Origin of the sequence: Microbacterium sp. NPDC056569, assembly GCF_042793475.1 — a bacterium.
Lineage (GTDB): Bacteria > Actinomycetota > Actinomycetes > Actinomycetales > Microbacteriaceae > Microbacterium.
The window spans coordinates 90115-108658 of sequence record NZ_JBHTUV010000001.1; the positions used below are offsets into that span (position 1 = coordinate 90115).

The 18544-nt window shown below is 70.7% G+C and carries 18 protein-coding genes; 11 read left to right on the forward strand and 7 right to left on the reverse strand.

Annotated elements, in window-relative coordinates; translation table 11 throughout:
• Window positions 1-11: 11 nt before the first annotated feature.
• Together ACFQ7C_RS00350 and ACFQ7C_RS00355 are read right to left on the reverse strand one after the other, a co-directional pair.
• On the reverse strand, window positions 12-2102 hold the full coding sequence (locus ACFQ7C_RS00350) for a cell wall-binding repeat-containing protein (protein ID WP_378896437.1): 2091 nt from the start codon (window positions 2100-2102) through the stop codon (window positions 12-14).
• Window positions 2103-2208: 106 nt separating this feature from the next.
• The gene (locus tag ACFQ7C_RS00355) at window positions 2209-2772 is read right to left on the reverse strand and encodes a hypothetical protein (protein WP_378896439.1); all 564 of its coding nucleotides are present in this window, start codon (window positions 2770-2772) and stop codon (window positions 2209-2211) included.
• A gap of 102 nt (window positions 2773-2874) precedes the next feature.
• Between ACFQ7C_RS00355 and ACFQ7C_RS00360 the strand changes: the two genes are divergently transcribed.
• The gene (locus ACFQ7C_RS00360; RefSeq protein ID WP_378896441.1) at window positions 2875-3237 is read left to right on the forward strand and encodes a hypothetical protein; all 363 of its coding nucleotides are present in this window, start codon (window positions 2875-2877) and stop codon (window positions 3235-3237) included.
• A gap of 144 nt (window positions 3238-3381) precedes the next feature.
• Here the strand turns inward: ACFQ7C_RS00360 and ACFQ7C_RS00365 are convergent, their stop codons facing one another.
• The gene (locus tag ACFQ7C_RS00365; RefSeq protein ID WP_378896443.1) at window positions 3382-3942 is read right to left on the reverse strand and encodes a VanZ family protein; all 561 of its coding nucleotides are present in this window, start codon (window positions 3940-3942) and stop codon (window positions 3382-3384) included.
• A gap of 151 nt (window positions 3943-4093) precedes the next feature.
• Between ACFQ7C_RS00365 and ACFQ7C_RS00370 the strand changes: the two genes are divergently transcribed.
• Together ACFQ7C_RS00370 and ACFQ7C_RS00375 are read left to right on the forward strand one after the other, a co-directional pair.
• Window positions 4094-5491: a DUF222 domain-containing protein gene (locus tag ACFQ7C_RS00370; RefSeq protein ID WP_378896445.1), complete on the forward strand. Its 1398-nt coding sequence runs from the start codon at window positions 4094-4096 to the stop codon at window positions 5489-5491.
• Between the two features lie 44 nt (window positions 5492-5535).
• Window positions 5536-6477 carry a nucleotidyltransferase family protein gene (locus ACFQ7C_RS00375; protein WP_378896447.1) on the forward strand — a complete coding sequence of 314 codons (942 nt, stop codon included), beginning with the start codon at window positions 5536-5538 and terminating at the stop codon, window positions 6475-6477.
• Here ACFQ7C_RS00375 and ACFQ7C_RS00380 read toward each other — a convergent pair.
• Complete coding sequence (locus ACFQ7C_RS00380; RefSeq protein ID WP_378896449.1) at window positions 6467-6658, reverse strand: hypothetical protein; 192 nt, start codon at window positions 6656-6658, stop codon at window positions 6467-6469. The genes ACFQ7C_RS00375 and ACFQ7C_RS00380 overlap by 11 nt on opposite strands.
• A 258-nt stretch (window positions 6659-6916) precedes the next feature.
• Between ACFQ7C_RS00380 and ACFQ7C_RS00385 the strand changes: the two genes are divergently transcribed.
• The 3 genes from ACFQ7C_RS00385 to lepB all read left to right on the forward strand — a co-directional run bounded on the left by ACFQ7C_RS00385 (window position 6917) and on the right by lepB (window position 8854).
• Window positions 6917-7408: a hypothetical protein gene (locus ACFQ7C_RS00385; RefSeq protein ID WP_378896451.1), complete on the forward strand. Its 492-nt coding sequence runs from the start codon at window positions 6917-6919 to the stop codon at window positions 7406-7408.
• Window positions 7409-7616: 208 nt separating this feature from the next.
• Window positions 7617-8126 carry a hypothetical protein gene (locus ACFQ7C_RS00390; protein WP_378896453.1) on the forward strand — a complete coding sequence of 170 codons (510 nt, stop codon included), beginning with the start codon at window positions 7617-7619 and terminating at the stop codon, window positions 8124-8126.
• A gap of 35 nt (window positions 8127-8161) precedes the next feature.
• Complete coding sequence (gene lepB, locus ACFQ7C_RS00395) at window positions 8162-8854, forward strand: signal peptidase I (RefSeq protein WP_378896456.1); 693 nt, start codon at window positions 8162-8164, stop codon at window positions 8852-8854.
• A gap of 9 nt (window positions 8855-8863) precedes the next feature.
• Here lepB and ACFQ7C_RS00400 read toward each other — a convergent pair whose 3' ends face one another.
• Window positions 8864-10261 carry a PqqD family peptide modification chaperone gene (locus ACFQ7C_RS00400; RefSeq protein ID WP_378896459.1) on the reverse strand — a complete coding sequence of 466 codons (1398 nt, stop codon included), beginning with the start codon at window positions 10259-10261 and terminating at the stop codon, window positions 8864-8866.
• Window positions 10262-10295: 34 nt separating this feature from the next.
• Here ACFQ7C_RS00400 and ACFQ7C_RS00405 point away from each other — a divergent pair, with 34 nt between their 5' ends.
• From ACFQ7C_RS00405 to ACFQ7C_RS00420, 4 genes are all read left to right on the forward strand, one after another.
• The gene (locus ACFQ7C_RS00405; protein WP_378896462.1) at window positions 10296-11678 is read left to right on the forward strand and encodes a polysaccharide biosynthesis tyrosine autokinase; all 1383 of its coding nucleotides are present in this window, start codon (window positions 10296-10298) and stop codon (window positions 11676-11678) included.
• Between the two features lie 40 nt (window positions 11679-11718).
• Window positions 11719-13509, forward strand: coding sequence for a DUF4012 domain-containing protein (locus ACFQ7C_RS00410; protein ID WP_378896464.1), 1791 nt, complete (start codon window positions 11719-11721; stop codon window positions 13507-13509).
• Window positions 13510-13519: 10 nt separating this feature from the next.
• A complete protein-coding gene (locus tag ACFQ7C_RS00415; RefSeq protein WP_378896467.1) occupies window positions 13520-14089 on the forward strand; it encodes an LPXTG cell wall anchor domain-containing protein in 570 nt (189 codons plus the stop codon).
• A 175-nt stretch (window positions 14090-14264) separates the two neighbouring features.
• On the forward strand, window positions 14265-15113 hold the full coding sequence (locus ACFQ7C_RS00420) for a hypothetical protein (protein ID WP_378896470.1): 849 nt from the start codon (window positions 14265-14267) through the stop codon (window positions 15111-15113).
• A gap of 135 nt (window positions 15114-15248) precedes the next feature.
• Here ACFQ7C_RS00420 and ACFQ7C_RS00425 read toward each other — a convergent pair whose 3' ends face one another.
• Together ACFQ7C_RS00425 and ACFQ7C_RS00430 are read right to left on the reverse strand one after the other, a co-directional pair.
• The gene (locus ACFQ7C_RS00425; RefSeq protein ID WP_378896473.1) at window positions 15249-17147 is read right to left on the reverse strand and encodes a DUF4012 domain-containing protein; all 1899 of its coding nucleotides are present in this window, start codon (window positions 17145-17147) and stop codon (window positions 15249-15251) included.
• A gap of 58 nt (window positions 17148-17205) precedes the next feature.
• Window positions 17206-17943: an endonuclease/exonuclease/phosphatase family protein gene (locus ACFQ7C_RS00430; RefSeq protein ID WP_378896476.1), complete on the reverse strand. Its 738-nt coding sequence runs from the start codon at window positions 17941-17943 to the stop codon at window positions 17206-17208.
• Between the two features lie 148 nt (window positions 17944-18091).
• Between ACFQ7C_RS00430 and ACFQ7C_RS00435 the strand changes: the two genes are divergently transcribed.
• The gene (locus tag ACFQ7C_RS00435) at window positions 18092-18544 is read left to right on the forward strand and encodes a hypothetical protein (RefSeq protein ID WP_378896479.1); all 453 of its coding nucleotides are present in this window, start codon (window positions 18092-18094) and stop codon (window positions 18542-18544) included.

An 18544-nucleotide genomic window follows, 5' to 3' on the forward strand; every position in this document is an offset into this window, starting at 1 on the left:
AGCCGAGCCGATCAGCGCTGCGATCGGCGGTATCCGGCCGCTTGCGCGGCGGTTTCCGTCGTGAAGCACTCCTCGGGGTTGGTCGCGTCGTAGTACTGCCCGCCGGGGACGTGGTAGATCCCGGAGTCCGCGTTGCCCTTGATCGGCGCCCAGGACGGGCACGTCCACGTGTCGATCGGCGAGGTGCGATCGGGGTACGACACCGCTCCCGTCCACCCCGACGCGGCCTCTCCGCCCACGAATCCCGTGCGGGTGCCCCACACGTGCACTGCGATCGACTTGCCGGCGAGCGCCGAGGTGACCGAGAGCGACGAGCCCGTTGCTCCGGGGATCGGTCCGGAGCTCGAGTACCACTGGTAGCTGAACGATGTACCGGGCGTCCACACGCCAGGGATCGCGGTGAGAGTCCCGTTCACCTTCAGTGTGCCGCCGATCGAGGGCTGACCGACGGTCATGCAGGCGAGGTTCGCGGCGGGCGCGGCGCCCACCGAGTTCTGATCGCCCATCATCACTCTGGTCGTCGGCGCGACGCGGTTCATCGACTCCTGGATGCTGACCGGCAGACACTCCTGAGGGGTGATGTAGAGCGGTGCGCCGAGCCGGCCCGCGAGCGCGGCCGCGGAGAGCGCATCGGGGAACTTCGTGCCCGCGGCGAGGAACGCCGTGGCGGACGTGCCGGGGAAGTACGCGTCGTTGATCATCGCCGCGGTGTCGTAGCGCCCCGCGCCTCCGTACCGTGAGACGGAGTAGCCCATGTTCGCCAGCTGCGACTGGATGCCGTCCGAGACGGAGTTCGCGTCGCCCACGATGGACAGCGAGGTGACGCCGAGCCTGCCCAGCAGCGCCAGGGTCTCCGCGGGGACCGAGTTGAGGCCACCCTCGACGAGGATGACCGGCGCCTGCCGGGATCCGGCGGCGCCCGTCGCGGCGAGCGCATCCGGGAACTTCCGCCCGGACGCGAGGATCGCGTGCGAAGCGGACGTGAAGGCCGTGCCCACGATGATCCGTCCGGTGTCGAACCGGTCGGCTCCGCCGAGTCGGGCGGTCGGCGCGACGGTGGCGAGCGATTGCACGACGGCTTCGCTGATCGAGTTCGCGTCCCCGGTCACGTAGATCTGCTTCGGCGCAAGGCGCTGCACCTCGGCCAGCGTCTGGTCAGGCAGCGCATGACCGGGCGTGATGAGCAGGGGCCCGCCCAGCAGGGCGGCGGCGGATGCTGCAGACAGGGCATCGGGGAAGTTCGTACCCAACGACACGAACAGGACCGGAACCCCGGGCGCGTACCACGCGGACGTGGCAGCGGAGGTCTGATACCGGTCAGCCCCTGCCAGACGGACCACGCCGCTCGGGAACGGCGTGATCACGGTCTCGCCCGGAGACGTTCCGGTTCCGGTGGGCATCACCACGGGAAGCTCGACCGCAGTCGCCCCGCAGTCCCCGGACAACTGGGCCTGGAGTGCGGCGAGTTCGGCGGCATCCACACTGAGCGACCAGCGGTACTTCGTCAGCGTCCAGCCGATCACGTACTCGCAGGCGTACGCCGTGTTCGTGGGAAGCCACTCGGCGGGGTCCTTGTCGGACTTCGACTGGTTCGAGACCGACGAGGCGGCCGTCAGCGCGAACGGCACATCGATGTCGTTCGCGAACAGCCGGCGGTCGGCATCCGACCACCCCGACGCGCCCGATCGCCACGCCTCGGCGAGCGCCACGACATGATCGATCTCGATCTCGGCAGGAGAAGAAGCCACGAACCCGTCGTACGGCGAGACCCAGGACCCGCCCGTCAGCGAGCAGCCGGCCCCCACTGTCACCGGAGTGGTCGACTCTTCGATGAGGACCTCGTAGCGCGTGTTGCACCCATCAGCGTCGGCATCGATCCAGTGCTCGAACAGGTCCCGGTCATACGCCGGGGTCGTTGTCTCCGCAGCCACCGTCAGCAGGGCAGGCAGCTCGCCTGCGGTGATCTGGTCTGCGTACGCCGCCGGAACGAAGGTCAGAGCTGATGCGACAACCGAGACGGCGGCCGCCGAAGCCGCCGCGAAACGAGCGCGATGATGCATGGTGGTGTTGCTCCCCAGCGAGATCCCCAGTAAAACCGTCATCAGCCTAGATCATCGGATGGTGTGAACTTCCCGACGGTCGCCCGCAGGCGATGTGGCGGTGCGGCTGCGCGGGGTCGCGGCATCCGTCGACCGGGCGCCGGTGGTGTCATTCGCTCCGCGGCGTCCAGTCGTCGGGGAGTCTCAGGTCGGCGGGGACGGCGGCGCCGCACTCCTGGGAGAACCAGACGAGGTAAGGCCAGAGGCCTTGGTCGCCGTGTGTGTCTCTTCGCCACCGCAGGTAGATCTCGATCGCGTCCCACGATCCGCGGATGGTCGGTGCCCAGTAGGTCCGGGCCTCTTCGCGTGACACGTAGTGACGGTAGGCGTAGATCCCCAGCGTGTTGTAGAGACTCAGTGCCCGGTTGATCAGGTCGTACTGATCGGAGTGGCGCTTGCGCAGCCTGTCGATGTCGCGGCCCGGCGTGATCTTCTCGTGCAGCAGCCGGCGGCCCTTCTGCGAGTCCGGGTTCGTGAGCAGTTCGTGCACCCGCATGAACTGCTGACGTCGTTCGGAACGGCGAGCGACGGCGAACGCGGCGATGCTCACTCCCAGCGCCAGAATCGCAGCGAAGACCGTGCCCCACTCGGCCCAGTTGCCCCAGACAGCTGCCTGCTCGACGACGCCGAGCGGAGTGGAGGTGGGGGTCGGCGATGGGCTCGGCGTCGACATGGCGCGAGCATATACTCCCGCGGTGCCTGAGGCGTTCGCCCGTCCTCTCCCGCTACGTTGGAGCCACGCAGTCGGATCTGTCTCGCCACGGAGGGCTCCACCATGACTCAGCGCCCGCTCGGTGTCACGCTCGTCGCCATCATCGCCTGGATCTCGGGCTTCCTGCAGATCCTCGGCTCGATCTTCGTGATCATCGCCGGTCTCTTCATCACGTGGCCCGCGATCGTCGGATGGATCAGCCTGATCATCGGCGCCATCACCCTCGCCGTGGGCGTCGGACTCTGGCGCGGCAACCCCACCGCCCGCACGATCGCGATGATCGTGTTCGCCGTGACGATCGTGGTGGAGGTGCTCGGCCTCTTCACGGGAGAGAGCCTCTGGTCGGTCCTCGGCGGCTCGCTGCTGTCGCTCATCGGCCTGATCCTGCTCAGCACCCGCGACGCGCGCAGCTACTTCGGCAGCTGATCCGGTCGGATGGGCCCGTGCGCCGGTCTTCGGTCGACCCGAAACAGAGACCCGAGGCGGCAGAAGTCTCGGTGTCCGGCTCTACCCGCCACGCCTGATCGAACGGTCGCGGACGGCATCGCGGGCGCCGGGCCGCAGCATCCGTCAATCAGATGACGTGCGCCGCTCGCGCAGGTGCACGATCGCGAGGCCGATGGCGGCGCCGAGCACGTTCGCGACGATGTCGCGCAGGCTCGGCGTGCGCTCGGCGAGCAGCAGCGCCTGGCCCGACTCGATGACGAGTGTGGTGGCGAGAGCGATCGGTATGACGACTCCGCGATGCAGCGGAAGCGCGAGCGCCAGCAGCAGGCCGAACGGCACGAACAGCACGACGTTCGCGGACGTCTCGATGACGTCGTAGGTGAGCCAGGGGACGGCGTGCGTGATCGCCTCGAGCAGACCGGACGCTCCGCGGTCCACGGGCGTCGGCCAGAACGCGATGAGCGCGAGCAGCACCGCGTAGATGACGAGCAGACGGATGCTGCGCCCCTGCGCGCGACGCCGGTGCACGGTCGCGACGGCCGCGGTGGTCGGCGGCGCGGGGGCGAGGGCGGGCGCGTCGGTGATGGCGGGCTCCCCTCTGCCGGGCGCCGCGAGGGTGCCGCGCCGTGCGGCGAGTCTACTCGCGGGGGCGGCGCAGGAGACGGCCTGGGGTTTGGTGAACATTTGTTCTATACTGGCGCCGAATGTCCGTTCGAAGCTGTCGGGTCGCGGGGTATTGGCTCTAGCAGGAAATGCGCGCGTGCAGCAGGGGCGCGGTCGCAAACTAATCGAACAAAGGTTTGACAGTAGCGTCCGCAGTGGCTAGGCTGAGTGCATGACCAGCGCACTGTCGTCCCTCGCAGAGGCGATCGACGTTGCGCGGGGAATCCTGCCCGAGGGGCGCGACATCGCGTCGCTCACACCGGCGGAGTTGATCGCTCTCAACGAGCAGATCGGGCGCGGCAAGCGCCTCGCCGAGAGCGTTCAGGCTCTGGTGGCGTCCGAGATCCAGCGGCAGTCACGCCCCGAGCTCGGGCCCGACAGCCTCGCGAAGATCCAGGGGTTCCGCAATCCCACGCAGTTCATCGCGGCGACGATGGGCACGACCACCGGCGACGCGGCGCGGCTCGTGAAGGTCGGCGAGGCCACGACTCCGCGCATGCTGCTGTCGGGTGACAAGGCACCGGCCCGGCACCCTCACGTCGGACAGGGTCTCAGCGACGGCCGTATCGGGGCGCAGGCCGCGTCAGCGATCATCGCGATGCTCGACCGCGTCGCGATCCGCGCCGGCGCCGAGAAGGTCGATCAGGCTGAGAAGCTCCTCGTCGAGCAGGCCGCCGGACTCCCCCTCGACGCGCTCTCGAAGCTCATCCTCCGCGCCGAGGCCTGGCTCGACCCCGATGGCGTCGAGCCCCGTGAGGCCGACCTCGCGGCCGAGACGGCGCTGACGATCCGGCAGGATCGCACGGGCATGATCATCCTCACCGGCAAGTTCGACCCGGTGAGTGGCGCGCCCGTCAAGGCCGCGATCGAAGGCATGGTCACGGCGAGACTCCGCGCCGAGCGCGACGCCGAGACGGCACGCGTCACCCCGTCACCCGACGCACCCGCGACGCCCCTCCTTGATGAGACGACGGATGCTGAGCGCCGCACGATCCCGCAGATGCAGGCCGACGCGTTCGTGAGCATCTGCGAGCACGCCCTCGGCTGTGACGAGAGCGATCTCCCTCTCAACGGGGTGACCGTGGTCGTGCGCATGTCGCTCGAGACCCTCCGCGAAGGCACCGGCACAGCAGAGATCGACGGCATCGACGCCCCGATCTCCGCTTCCGCTGCCCGCAAGCTCGCCTCGAGCGCCTCGGTGATCCCCTGCGTGCTCGGCGGCGACAGCGAGATCCTCGACTGGGGCCGCGAGCGGCGGCTCTACTCCAAGTCCCAGAAACTCGCCCTCGGCGAGCGCGACGGAGGGTGCGCCGGGTGCGGACTGCCCCCGCACTTCACCAAGGTCCACCACATCCGCTGGTGGATGCGAGATGCGGGTCCCACCGACCTCGACAACGGGGTGCTGCTCTGCGAATCCTGTCATCACCGGGTACATGACAACGGGTGGGACATACAGGTCGAAGGCACCGGCCGAAAGGGCAGGGTGTGGCTTATCCCGCCCGCCCACGTCGACCCGGCGCGCACACCGCGCCCCGCCGGCCGCGCCCGCTACGACTTCGCCGCCGCCTGACCGGGCGGGATGGACTGGTCGTGCGCGCCGGTTATCGTGGGGCCGTGCCCACCCAAGCCCCGACCGACGCGACGGTGCTGCTGCGCCTCGACGAGGCCGACGAGCTCGCCGCCGCCTGGGTGTGCGCGCTGGCGGAGCGGCGCGGCATCCGTGCTCTTCTGATCAAGGGGCCGGCGCTGCATCTGCACGGCCTGCGCGAGGAGAGGGTGTCGGCCGACGTCGACGTGCTCGTCGAGCCGGCGCGGTTCGACGAGCTGTGCGCAGCGATCGCCGAATGCGGCTGGACGAAGCGCCCGGGCCTGCTGATCAGCGAACTGACCACCGTGCACTCGACGACGTTCCTGCGCGACGGGTGGCCGTGCGATCTCGATGTGCACAGCTTCTATCCGGGCTTCCTTGCCGGCCCGACCCTCGTGTTCGAGGCGCTGTGGCGCCATCGCTTCCCCTTGTCGCTCGCGCATCGCGACTGCCTCGCGCTCGACAAGACCGCCGGGGCGCTCGTGCTCGCGCTGCATTCGCTTCGCGGCGCGACGATCCAGCCGCGCCACGTCCAGGAGCTCGAACAGCTGGTGAGCACCCCGTTCACCGACGACGAGCGTGCCGACATCGCGGCGCTCGCGCGAGAGACCGGCTGCGTCGCCACCCTCGACTCCGTGCTTCCGCGCCTGGGTGTGTTCGTCGAGCCGTCGGCGGACGAGCTGGCCTCGCCGCACCTGCGCGACTGGCGCGAGCGGGTGACCGCGGGATCGCATGGATCCTATTTCTGGATGCTGGCGCTCCGGCGATCTCGGTGGCATGAGCGTCCTCGCCTGCTGTGGCGCGCGTTCTGGCCCACCCGACGCGACCTGCTGGTCGGCCGACCCGAGACGGCCGACACGGTGCACGGGCGGACACGGGCACGGCTCGCACGCTGGGGACGCGGCATCCGTTCCGCTCCGGCGGGAGTGCGGGCCGTCTGGACCCACCGCCGCCGACTCACCCCATGACGAGCCAGAGCACGCAGACAGCCGCGAGGAATGCAGCCGCAACGCAGATGAGCCACATCGGCGCCCCGCCGTACTCGCGGAGGAGCCACGGCTCCTGTCCGATCTCGTAGCGCCGCCGCCTGCGTCGTGATCTCGCCATGCCGAGCCCCCACTCGTCGAGGATGGATATCCCTTGGTGCACGACGCCATCGTCTGGGCCTGACGGTACGCTCGCGCGGTTGCCGGACGAGGACGAGCATGTAACGAATTGCCGCACGCCGCGGAGGCAGCTTGCGCGAACTCTCAGGATTGAACCGTTCCATGGCGACCGGATCCTCGCTAGCGTCGAACCGGACAGCATGTCGCCCGGGGCGTTGCGCCGGTCGGCGGACAACACGACGACGGCGCCGGCAGCACCGACCACTCGTCGCTGCCGCCGCACAGATCCGGGGGGATCGCGATGCTCGACGACACGACAGGCTCCACACGACCGGCCCTCGACCGCCGGACACTGCTCAGGACAGGCGCATGGGCGGCCCCAGCGCTGGTGGTCGCGGCAGCTGTGCCCACCGCGAGCGCATCCGTGGTCAATCCGGTGATGGGCGGCGCGTTCTCGATCTTCGACGGGGGTCTCGACGGCAACGTCTCGGCTCGATACGAATCCGGAAGCTGGACTTCGAGCAATCTCGCCCAGATCACCATCACATCGACAGCGGGCGTCCTGGGCGAGCCGACCGCGCAGAATCTGAACGGCTGGCAAGTGATCACGCGATCGCCCACCTCGGCGACGCTGCAATACCCTGCGGCACCGACGGGGAACTACTGGACGTCGCCGTTTCTCGCCTGGTTCCCGTTCACCAGCGCGCCCTCCGCCGCCTCGATCTCGATCAACGGTCTGATCGCGGGCACGAGGGCGAGCGGATTCGAAGGCGGCCCCGTCGTCGGTCCCTGAGCAGGCCGGGTCGAGGCGCGCCTCAGGATCGCGTAAGGAAGCCGGGGTCGTTACTTCGCGTTAACGAGACGCCTCGGCGGTTCCGCTAGGGTGAGGATCACGTCGGTTGCCTGGGGCGACCGCACGGCGGGCGAGGGGTCGCCCGTTCTGTTCACGGCTGTGGGAGCCCGAACGCCCGTCAGCCACGACTGTTCTCTGGGGGAACACAGTGACCGACACGCTCGCGCGCGCTCTCGAACCGACCACCGACCACACGATCGATCGCCGGAAGCTGCTGAAGGTCGGCGCCTGGGCCGCCCCCGTCGTGGTGCTCGCCGCCGCGGTTCCCGCGGCCAGCGCCTCCGTGGACACCGCCACCCTGCAGACAATGGCACCCCCAACGATCTCGGGCGGCCAGGCAACCTTCTCCGTGCCGATCAAGAACAACAGCAACTCCAGCATCACGGTGTCGATCAAGCTCGTTCCGCAGAAGCGGAACCCGGATGGCAGCTGGACCGACGTTGCGCCGGGTGAGTGGACGAATGGCCAGACGGGCCACACGAGTTCGGGTGGGGTGGCAGCGACTTCCACAGCGACCTTCGCGGGATTCGGCAAGCTGAAGCTGTCGCAGAGCGGGCTCGCCTCCGGCACGGTGTGCCGTGTGAGGGTCGAAGTCTCCGTTACGAGCGTCACCCCCTCCAAGACCGTCATCGGTTTCAGCCCGCAGTTCACGGCCTGAACTCCCACCCCCTCGCCGCGAGATAGGTTCGCAGCGTGACGGACATCTCCAGCACGCGCCCAGCGCCGTGGCGCCGCGTGGTGGGCAGTCCGTGGTTCCACCTCGTGGCGGCGTTCGTTGTCGCAGGACTGATCCTGTCGTTCGTCGTGAAGCCCTTCTGGGTGCCGTCAGGCTCGATGCAGGCGACACTCGAGCCCGGTGACCGCATCCTCGTGAACCGACTCGCGTATCTGGGAGCACAGCCCGGCACCGGGGACGTGGTCGTCTTCGATGCCGGCGCCGCATGGGGCGTGCCCTCCGCCGCCTCCGCGAATCCTCTGCGCTGGGCAGGCGAGGTGACGGGCTTCGGTCCGTCCGGCCCGCACACGCTCGTCAAGCGCGTCATCGGCGCTGCCGGGCAGACCGTGGAATGCTGCAGCGCAGACGGGCGCGTGGTCGTCGACGGCGAACCGCTCGACGAGCCGTACGTGACGAACGACCTCGCCTACGAACCGGGCAGGATCGACTGCGACACGACACCCCGCTCGCCGCGCTGCTTCGATCCGATCCTCGTTCCGGCGGACTCGTATCTCGTGCTCGGCGACAACCGTGGGAGCTCCTCGGACTCCGCGGCGCAATGCCGCACGGAGAACCCGGCTGCCGCGTGCTGGCGGTGGGCGACGCGCGACGGGATCGTCGGAAAGGCCGCCGTGATCCTGTGGCCGATCAGCCGCTGGTCGGGACTCTGAACGCCCCACTCACCCGGTGAAGACGAGGTCCTGATCGCGGAGCGTTCCGAGGAACGACTCGACGTCGTCGCGGATCACGTCGCCGTCGACCTCCGCCGCCTCGGCGACGCGGCGAACGATGTCGTGAGCGCGGCCGGGGCCTTCGGCGAGCGCCGACCAGATCAGCGCAGCCGAGCCTTCAAGCGCAAGCGGCGATGCGGCGGGATCGGCGAGCGCCAGCACCACGATCCGCGGGACCTCACCCGTCCACGCGATGTCGTCGTTGATGCGCCAGATCGGAGCATCCACCACGCCCGACGAACCCGACGACTCCCTCAGCACACCGGACGCCACGAGATCCTCGACGGCAGCCGCGACGGCGGTGGCGGCATCCGTCCCCTCCGGAGCGCCGTACTCCGACACCGCCGCCGCGGCCAGCGCCTCGAGCCCGACACCGTCGGCCGCACGCCACAGCGCCGGAGCGATGCCGGCCAGCACACGCACCGTGCCGACGCCCTCGTCGTCGACGTGGAGGAGGGCCACCCGGTCCGGATCGTCGAGCGCCAGCTCATCGAGGGCCGCGACACGTCGGAACGCCTGCTCTCCCGCCGCATCCGCAGACACGGCGGCGTGCACCGAAGGAGCCGGCACGCGCGGCGCCGACGGCGACCCCGCCGCGACCTCGGGAATCACCCGCACCAGGTCCGCAGCATCCGTGTACGTCACCCGGCGCACGCCGCCGACCGACGCGACGTGCGCGGCGATCGTGCGCAGCGGCGCCGGCAGATCCGCGAGGTAGCTCGACTGCGCGACCAGATCCTCGAGCGCGTCGCCCAGGTCGACCTCCGAGACCACGGCACCCGAGACCGCCGCACCCGAGACCCCGTCACGCCGATCGAGCAGCACGACCCCCGCGAGCCGCAGCTCGGGCTCGGGCAGCTCACCCAGTCCCAGTGCCGACGGCGAGCGCTGCGCCTTGTCGGGCTCGCCGGGCTCGATGATCGACAGCGGCTTGCGGAACGCGTGCACGCCACCCGAGGAGTCGATCGCCACCGTCTCGTCCGAGACGTAGGCGTACGCCCGCCCGAGCACGCGCGCGGCCGTCGTCTTGCCGCGACCGCTCGGACCGACGAGCGCCACGACCCGGCCGTCGGGGAGCGCCACACCGGCGGCGTGCAGCATCCACGCGTGTCCGCGCTGCGCCTCGATCGCCGCGAGCGTCACGCGCTGCGACAGCGACGACAGCAGAGAACGGATGCTGCCACCCCCGCCCGCGACCACCTCGACGTCGGCAGGGCCGAGGGCCGCAGCATCCGTCCGCGCATCCTGCCAGGCCTCGTGGGCCGCAGCCGCCACGGAATCGCCGAGCCCGTCGCACACGATGCGCACCCGCACCCCGAGGGCAGCGATCACGAGGTTGCCGGTCACACGCGGTAGTGTACGGGGGACTGGGAGGGGGCCCATGGAGCTGCGGGACTATCTGCGCATCCTGCGCGCGCATTGGCTCGCCATCGTGCTCCTCACCCTCCTGGGCGTCGCCGTGGCGTGGGGCTGGACCGCCCTGCAGCCCAAGGTCTACACGGCCGAGGCCAGCGGCATCGTCACCGCGACGAACGCCGGATCCGACACCGGGTCGTCGCTCGTCGGCGACCAGCTCGCGCGCAGCAAGGTCACCTCGTACGTCGAGATCGGGTCGTGGCGCGCGGTCGCCGAGTGCGCGATCGACGAGCTCGGCCTGAGCACGACTCCCGAGGCGCTCGTCACCCGCGTCGACGTCTCGAACCCGCTCGACACGGTCATCGTGCGGGTCACCGCGACCGCGTCGAGTCCCGAAGAGGCCCGCGACCTGGCCGAGTCGTGGCTCGGCTGCATGGTGCAGCAGATCAACGCCGTCGAGGGCACCGACGAGACCGGCACCGCCGCCGTCACCCTCGTCACGGGGGACTCGGCCCGCCTGCCGACGGCGCCGTCGTCGCCGAACGTGCGCCTGTCACTCGCGCTCGGCGCGCTCGTCGGCCTCGCCCTCGGCATCGGGTACGCGGTCGTGCGCCACGTGCTCGACCGGCGCCTGCGCGACCCGCGCGACATCGAGCGCGAGACCGGAGTCCCTGTCGTCGGCACGCTCCCCATCGACAAGGAGCTGAGCGTCGAGCGCGGCATCGCCGACTTCGACAGCCAGCACTCCGCCTCGGCGCCGCTCGCCGAGGCCATGCGCGAGCTGCGCACGAACCTGCAGTTCATGGACGTCGACAACCCGCCCCGCGCGATCGTCGTCACGAGCCCGCTGCCCGGCGACGGCAAGTCCACGATGGCCGCCAACCTCGCCGTGAGCCTCGCCGCCGCGGGCCGCCACGTCGTGCTGCTCGACGCCGACCTCCGCCGCCCGATGGTCGCGTCCGTGTTCGGACTCCCCGACGGCGCCGGCCTCACCGACGTCCTTGCCGGACGCGCCGAGCTCAACGACGTCGTGCACAACGTCGGCACGAGCCGCAACCTCGCCGTCATCACGGCCGGCCGCGTCCCCCCGAACCCCAGCGAGGTGCTCGGCTCCAACCGCATGCAGGCGCTGGTGCACAGCCTCACCGAGCACGCCCTCGTCATCATCGACTCCCCGCCCCTCCTTCCGGTGACGGATGCTGCGGTCCTCACCACCGCCGCCGACGGGGCCCTCGTCGTGGTCAGCGCCGGGAAGACGACGTACGACGTGCTGCACAAGGCCCTCGAGAACCTGGGCAAGGCCAACGCGCGCGTGCTCGGCGTGGTGCTGAACCGCGTGCCCCGCAAGAACGGCGCGTACTACGGCTACCAGTACCAGGGCGAGTACGCCGGCGCCGACAACCGCTGACGAGGAGCGGATGCCCGGGACAGCCCCGTAGGGTGGACCGGTGACCGACTCGCCCCTGCCCCGCGCCGCGCGCCTCGGGGGCGTCGTCTTCGCCTCCGTGCTCGGCGGGCTGCTCGTGCTCGCCGTCGTCGGCACCGTGTGGATCGGTGTGCGCGGCGCCCTCGCCTACGGCCACCTCCGCGACGCACAGCAGACCGCGGCCGCCCTGCGGGAGAACCTCGCCGACCCGGCCTCCGCGAGCACCGCGATCGCCGACCTTGCCGCCGACACGGGCGCGGCCCACTCGCTGACCTCCGACCCCGTCTGGACGCTCGCCGAGGGCCTGCCCTGGATCGGCCCGCAGCTCGCGGCCGTCGGGACGGTGGCGGCATCGCTCGACGGCGTCGCGAGCACCGCCCTCGGTCCGCTCTCAGAAGTCGCCGGCTCGTTCAGCGTCGACGCGCTGCGCCCCCAGGGCGGACGCCTCGACCTCGCCCCGCTGCAGCAGATCAGTGGCGCGGCGCAGACCGCGACCGACGGGGTGGCGGCGGCCGCAGCATCCGTCTCGTCCATCGATCGCACCGCGCTCGTCGCGCCCGTCGGCGAGGCCGTCGACCAGGTCGACGGTCTGCTCACCGAGGCCGGCATCGCCACCGACGCCCTCGCCCGTGCCACGCAGCTGCTGCCCTCGATGCTCGGTGCGGACGCGCCCCGCGACTACCTCGTGCTGTTCCAGAACAACGCGGAGTGGCGTTCGCTGGGCGGGATCCCCGGCGCGATGGCGCTCATCCACACCGAGGGCGGCGCGCTCAGCCTCGCGGCGCAGGAGTCCTCGGGCGACTATCCGCGGTACGACGAGTCGGTGCTGCCGCTCGGCGACGAGGTCACCGCGATCTACGGCGACCGACCGGGGCGATGGATCCAGAACGTCACGCAGGTGCCCGACTTCGCGGTCAGCGGCGCGCTCGCCCGCGAGATGTGGGCACGGGAGCACGGCGGACAGCAGGTCGACGGCGTGATCTCGCTCGACCCGGTCGCACTGTCGTACCTGCTCGAGGCGACAGGGCCCATCACGCTGCCCACCGGCGACGTGCTCACGCCCGAGAGCGCCGTGCCGCTGCTGCTCAACGACGTGTACGCGCGCTACACCCGCCCGCCCGACCAGGACGCCTTCTTCGCGCTGGCGGCGGCCGCCGTGTTCGCGAAGCTCTCGAGCGGCGAGGTCGACCCGGCCGCGCTCGTCGCCGCGCTCACGCGCGCCGGCGACGAGGACCGCCTGCTGCTGTGGAGCAGTCACGAGGAGGAGCAGAGCCTGCTCGCCGACACGACCCTCTCGGGCGGACTGCCCGTGTCGGACGACGACGCCTCGCGCTTCGGCGTCTACGTCAACGACGGCACCGGCTCGAAGATGGACTTCTACCAGAGCGCGACCACGGCCCTCGAGTGGTCGAGCTGCACCCTCGACGCGGCGGGGACCGCGACGGGCGATGCGGTGCTGACGGTCACGATCGGCAACACGGCACCGGCGGATGCTGCGTCCCTCCCCGCCTACATCACCGGCGACAGCGCATTCGGGGTGCCGGCGGGCATCACCCGCACCATCGGCTACCTCTACCTTCCGAAGGGCTTCGAGCTGGTCGACGCGACCATGTCCGACGGCTCGGGTTTCGGCGGCGGAACGCACGACGGGCGCCGCGTCGTCAGCTTCGCGATCGACCTGCCGCCAGGCGGATCGGCGACGGCGACGCTCACCGCACGGGCGAGTTCGCCGGTCGCATCGACGCTCGAGGCCGTGTCCACCCCCACGCTCACCCCGCCGACCGCGGTTGCCGCGGTGTGCGGCGATTCGTAGACTGCTCCCGATGCCCCACATCGCCAGAACGACTACGCCCCGGTTCCTCCCCCGAGCCGCTTTCGCCGCCACCCTCGCCGTCGCGGCGATACTCGCCGTCCCCCAGGCCGCGAGCGCGTCGACCATCTACCCGCCCTCCGGCTCGTGCACCACGACCCCCGCGACGACCCAAGCCGGCGGCACCGTCTCGTTCGAGTGCGCCGCGGAGACCTTCTCGCCCGACGAGACCGTCACCATCACGGTCACCGGTGAGAACGGCACCGCCGCCCGGATCGGCATGGTGAAGTTCGCGATCACGACGGCGAGCACCACCGCCCCGTCGAGCGCCGACGGCTCGCTCGCGGCGATCGACATCACGCTGCCGTCCAACGCCACGGGCACGTACAACATCGCCGCGGTGTCGTCGACCTCCGCCGGCGGCACGGCGGCCGTCACCATCACCGGCGCCGACGGCCTGCCGGCGACCGGCCTCGACCAGGGTCAGACGATCGGCCTCTGGATCGGCGGAGGCGCACTGCTGCTCGCCGGTGCCGCACTCGCGGTCGTCGCCGCGGTTCGGCGCTCGCGCGACTCGCGCTGACCCTGGACAGGAGCGGGCCCCCGGGGCATTCGGGGAGAGGACCGGGGGCCGCGCCGTTGTCCCGAGCACTTGGGATGTTCAGGGTTTCTCCAGTATGCCTCAAGCGTATCTCCTGTGTATGTCCACCTTTTGGGGGACAAATCCTCGCGCCGCAGCACGCGCTATCGTGAGCGACATGGCCACCGCCGCGCCCTCCACGTCGCTCGAGCGCACCTACCGCTACCTGCGGATCGGGATCGCCGGCACGGTGGTCGCGATCTTCGTGGCGATCGCTCAGGCGGCGACGACGTACGGCTGGCTCACGTCAGTCAGCGACTACTTCTACACGCCGGCGCGTGATGTGTTCGTCGGGGCTCTGATCGCCGTCTCCCTCGCCCTCTTCGCCCTCTCCGGGCGCGGCGCCGAGCGCGCGCTGCTGGACGCGGCTGCGCTGTTCGCGCCGCTCATCGCGCTCGTGCCGACCACGCTCGCCCCCGGGGCGGTGCCAGGCGTCGAGGTGCCGTGCACGGGCCGGTGCTTCCCGCCCGCGTATGAGGCGGATGTCGCCAACGGCGTCATCGTGTACCTCGTGCTGGGCGCTCTCGTGTTCCTGGTCGCGCTGCTGCTCGGCGCTCTCGGTCAGGTGTCGCTCCGCGCCGTGTGGCCGTCGCTGCTCATCGCCGTGGTGGTGCTCGCGATCACCGCGCTGACGTGGGCTTTCGCACGCGACGCGTTCCTGCAGCAGGCGCACTTCATCGCGACGACGGCCTTCTTCGCGCTCTTCGCCGCGGTGGCCGTGCGCAACGCGTTCCCACGGCAGGGGCCACCCCCAGCGCCGGTGTTCCGCGTGCTGTACACGGCGATCGCGGTGGGGCTCGCGCTGGCCCTGGTCGCCTACATCGTGCTGCTGCCGCAGTCGAGCACCTCGGGGGTTCCCATCGTGCTCATCGTCGAGGCGATCGCGCTCGCGCTCTTCCTCGCGTTCTGGGTCGTGCAGGGCATCGAGAAGTGGAGCGATCCCGACCCCTCGATCATCGCGGGCTGAGGTGTGCGCCGGGTGCAGGCGTCACGTCTCGCTCGGGCCCCGCTCGCTCAGCGACCGGCGGCAATGGCGCGTCGGCGTCGGAAGACGAAACGCCCCCGAGGTTCGGGAGGGCACGAGGGCGTTTCGCCTGGTCTCTCACCCGCTCCCTTCACCGGCCGGAGCCGGAGGGAAGAGGGCGGTGCAGCTCTGGTCGATCGTGACGGGGGTCGTGGTCGCCGTCGGCGTGTGACGCAGCCGCAGCGGGCCGAGGTCGCCGGCGGGCAGCGCGACCGTGAACGAGACGGTCTCGGTGTCGCCCTTGCCGACGAACACCGTCTTGCTCACCGCCGTGTTGCCCTTCTCGACGCCGGTGCGCTCCCAGCGCGGCACGTCGCCGCGTACCGGGAGGACCTGCGTGATCTGCGCGCCGGGAGGCGCGAAGAACAGCACGTCGAGGATCATCGTCGTGCGCGGCAACCCGAACCGCTTGTTGCGGAAGCCCAGCGTGAACGGGCTCCGGATGTCGTCGCCGATGCCGTTGTGCAGGGTCATCGTGGTCGTGATCGTCCGCATCGCCGCGTCGCACGTCGCGGCGACCGACGCGGCCAGGTGGTATTCGAGCTTGCCGACGGAGGAGTCGTTGAGGTAGATCCCCACCTGTGTCTGCATCGCGGTGTCGCCGGCGAGCGCGCCGTCGAGTCCGAACTCCACCGCGAGCGCCTGCGCGGCGGGATCGACGAACGCGAGGTGGACGCGCTGCTCGTCGGCGGAGCGCTCGAGGGCCGCGAGCATCTGGAGCGGATCCCACGACGAGGTCGTGAGATGGTCGAAGACCTGCCGTGCAGCATCCGCGAAGAACGCGTCGGAGTCGTCGCCGTCGGGATAGCGCTCGTACGCGTCGCTGAGCAGGACCTTCACCGCGTTGTCGGCGGTGAGCTGCTCTCCGGTGCCGAGCGTCACCGGGCCCGACACCGCGAGCATGTACGAGAGCACCACCGGATCGATCGAGACGACGCCGTCGAATGTCGCGCCGGTCGTGTGGCTCCACAGCGCCTGGAACAGCTGCGCGGTCGTCGGGAAGTCGGGGGTGAAGGTGAAGTCCTGCGAATGCCTGGTCAACGTGGGCAGGTACAGGCGAGCGGTCTCGCCGGGGAGCGGAACATATTCGTCGCCCTGGGTCCCCGCCTCGTAGAACGTCTGCGAGCTGCCCTGATCGACGTAGCCGAGCTTGCCGTCGGTGAGCGTGACGATCATGCTGGCGGCCGGATTGCCGCCCGTGGCACGGATCTCGGCGTTGTTCTGGAAGATCAGCAGGTACGTCCGGGGACCGCTCGACCCCGCCATGTCGAGCAGGGTCGGCAGGTACTTCTCCGCCACGGCGAAGGCCGGGGTCGCGACGTCGAGGAAGTCGAGGATGTCGGAGATCGACGAACTGACCTCGGGGAGCAGCGTCGACGTGTCGATCGGCGCCACGATCGCCTGCGCGTCCGCGAAGGCCGCTGCGATCTCGGGGATCGAGCTCTGCACCTGCCGGAACGGCTCGAGGTCGATCCCGCCACCCTCGACGGCGAGCCGGTCGAAGTCGGTGCCGGCCATGAACTGCAGTCCTGCCGGCAGCGCGCGCTCGACGAGCACGTCGACCGCACGCGTCACGCGCCGGACCGCGTCGACGTTCTGCCCGATGAACGGCACGTTGGACGCGATCTCCCAGAGGGGTCCTTCGACCGTCCGCACCGCGAGCGTGACGTTCGCCTGGATCTCGTCGGTCGTGGCGCGCACCTCCGCCGTGTCGGCGGAGGCCAGGCCGCCTTTGAGCTCCTCGATGCCGGCGGCCGCGCGCTCGACCGCCGCGCGGGCGCGTTGCGCCTCGGACCAGAACTGCAGGGCGAAGGCGCCGACGACGACACCGCCCACCAGCAGCACGGTGAGCAGCGCGACCACGATCCACGGCCACACGCGCCGGCGGCGCGTCGGAACAGGCGTCGCCTCGACATCGAGAACGGCCCCGGTTTGCGCACCCTCGGGTTCGGAGCGCGTGACGATCCCCCTCGCCACGGGGCCCATCGTACTCTTCGCACCCCCGGATGTCAGGGGTGAAGCGAGAGGGACGAGCTCAGGCGGCGCCGGTCTTCCCGGCGGCGACGGCCTCGGGATCGGCGATCTCGACCACGCGCCGAACGCCCGGTGCGGGGTGGGCGGTCACGAGGATCGGCAGGTGGTCGCTCAGGCCCTGCGGCAGCGTGCGCACGCGGTCGATCTCGAACCCGATCGACGTCGCGAAGTCGTAGTGCCCCCGGAAGAAGCGATACCGCGTGTACGTGCGGGAGTCCGACAGGTTCAGCTCGTACCCCTGCTCGCGGATGTGCTGCCCGAGCCGCTCCTTGAACACCGGATAGTTGTAGTCGCCCACCATGAGCGCCGGCACCCCTTCGCCCAGCTGCTGCAGCTCGCCGAGCGCAGTGCGGATCTGGTGCCGCCGCAGCGAGTTGAGCGCCGTGAGCGGCGCGGCGTGGAACGAGGCCACGATGAGGTCGGTGTTCTCGTCGATGTCGTGCAGCCGGACGCCGAGCAGACGCTCCTCGGCCGGCTTGAGCACGCGGTCGTGCAGCGACTTCTTGAGCGCGAGCGCCCGCACCTCCACGGCGCGGTACGTGTTCTCGCGGTAGTAGACGGCGAGGCCGAGCCGGTTGCGCTGCGTCGAGTCGGCGAGCCGCAGCCCCGAGATCTCGTCGGGGATGTCGGATGTGTCTGCCTCCTGCAGGCACAGCACGTCGGCGCCATGGCGCTCCACCAGGTGGGCGAGCTCCCCCGCTGCCCGATGCTTGCGCAGGTTGTACGAGATGACCTTCATGACGTCCACAGCCTATGCCGCCGACATGGCGAGCGGATGGCCTTGACAGGAAGTCCGAATGTACGAAAACGGGATGCCGCGCCTCTGGAGTGGTGTGCCGGTTCACGGCATCCGAGCGTGAACCCGCACCCCGATCCTGGAGGACCCCATGCCCGCTGCATCCACCACCACCGCCGCCGCCGTCCGCGCCGAACTCGCCGGCGCCCTCGACGCGAGCCGTGCCGCCCGCGAGGAGGCCGAGCGCGAGCTGCACCGCAGCGTCGCCCTCCGCTCCCGTGCGGCCGAGGCCCTGGAGCGCACCGCGCGGCGGCCCGGACTCGACGAGTCCGAGCGCGCCCGCCTGCGCGCCGAGTACGCCGCCGCCGACCGCGTCGTCGCCGAGCGCCGCACCGCCGTCGAGAAGGCGCAGGAGTTCGAGCGCGCAGCATCCGTCGTCGCCGGCGCCTTCGAGGCCGAGGCGACCTCGGCGAGCCCGCTCGCAGCCGCCCTGCTGCAGCTCGTCGGCTCGAAGCGCGGCACCACCGCCCGCCGCGGCGCCCTCACGTCGGGCCGCACCGCGCCCGCCCCGCGCGTGCGCAGCCCGCGCCCCCGCACGGCCTGA

Bases quoted from the DNA above. Each gene is read 5' to 3' on its own strand.
- ACFQ7C_RS00350 (WP_378896437.1), bottom strand. From the start codon at position 2,102: ATGACGGTTTTACTGGGGATCTCGCTGGGGAGCAACACCACCATGCAT.
- ACFQ7C_RS00355 (WP_378896439.1), bottom strand. From the start codon at position 2,772: ATGTCGACGCCGAGCCCATCGCCGACCCCCACCTCCACTCCGCTCGGC.
- ACFQ7C_RS00360 (WP_378896441.1), top strand. From the start codon at position 2,875: ATGACTCAGCGCCCGCTCGGTGTCACGCTCGTCGCCATCATCGCCTGG.
- ACFQ7C_RS00365 (WP_378896443.1), bottom strand. From the start codon at position 3,942: ATGTTCACCAAACCCCAGGCCGTCTCCTGCGCCGCCCCCGCGAGTAGA.
- ACFQ7C_RS00370 (WP_378896445.1), top strand. From the start codon at position 4,094: ATGACCAGCGCACTGTCGTCCCTCGCAGAGGCGATCGACGTTGCGCGG.
- ACFQ7C_RS00385 (WP_378896451.1), top strand. From the start codon at position 6,917: ATGCTCGACGACACGACAGGCTCCACACGACCGGCCCTCGACCGCCGG.
- ACFQ7C_RS00405 (WP_378896462.1), top strand. From the start codon at position 10,296: ATGGAGCTGCGGGACTATCTGCGCATCCTGCGCGCGCATTGGCTCGCC.
- ACFQ7C_RS00415 (WP_378896467.1), top strand. From the start codon at position 13,520: ATGCCCCACATCGCCAGAACGACTACGCCCCGGTTCCTCCCCCGAGCC.
- ACFQ7C_RS00420 (WP_378896470.1), top strand. From the start codon at position 14,265: ATGGCCACCGCCGCGCCCTCCACGTCGCTCGAGCGCACCTACCGCTAC.
- ACFQ7C_RS00430 (WP_378896476.1), bottom strand. From the start codon at position 17,943: ATGAAGGTCATCTCGTACAACCTGCGCAAGCATCGGGCAGCGGGGGAG.
- ACFQ7C_RS00435 (WP_378896479.1), top strand. From the start codon at position 18,092: ATGCCCGCTGCATCCACCACCACCGCCGCCGCCGTCCGCGCCGAACTC.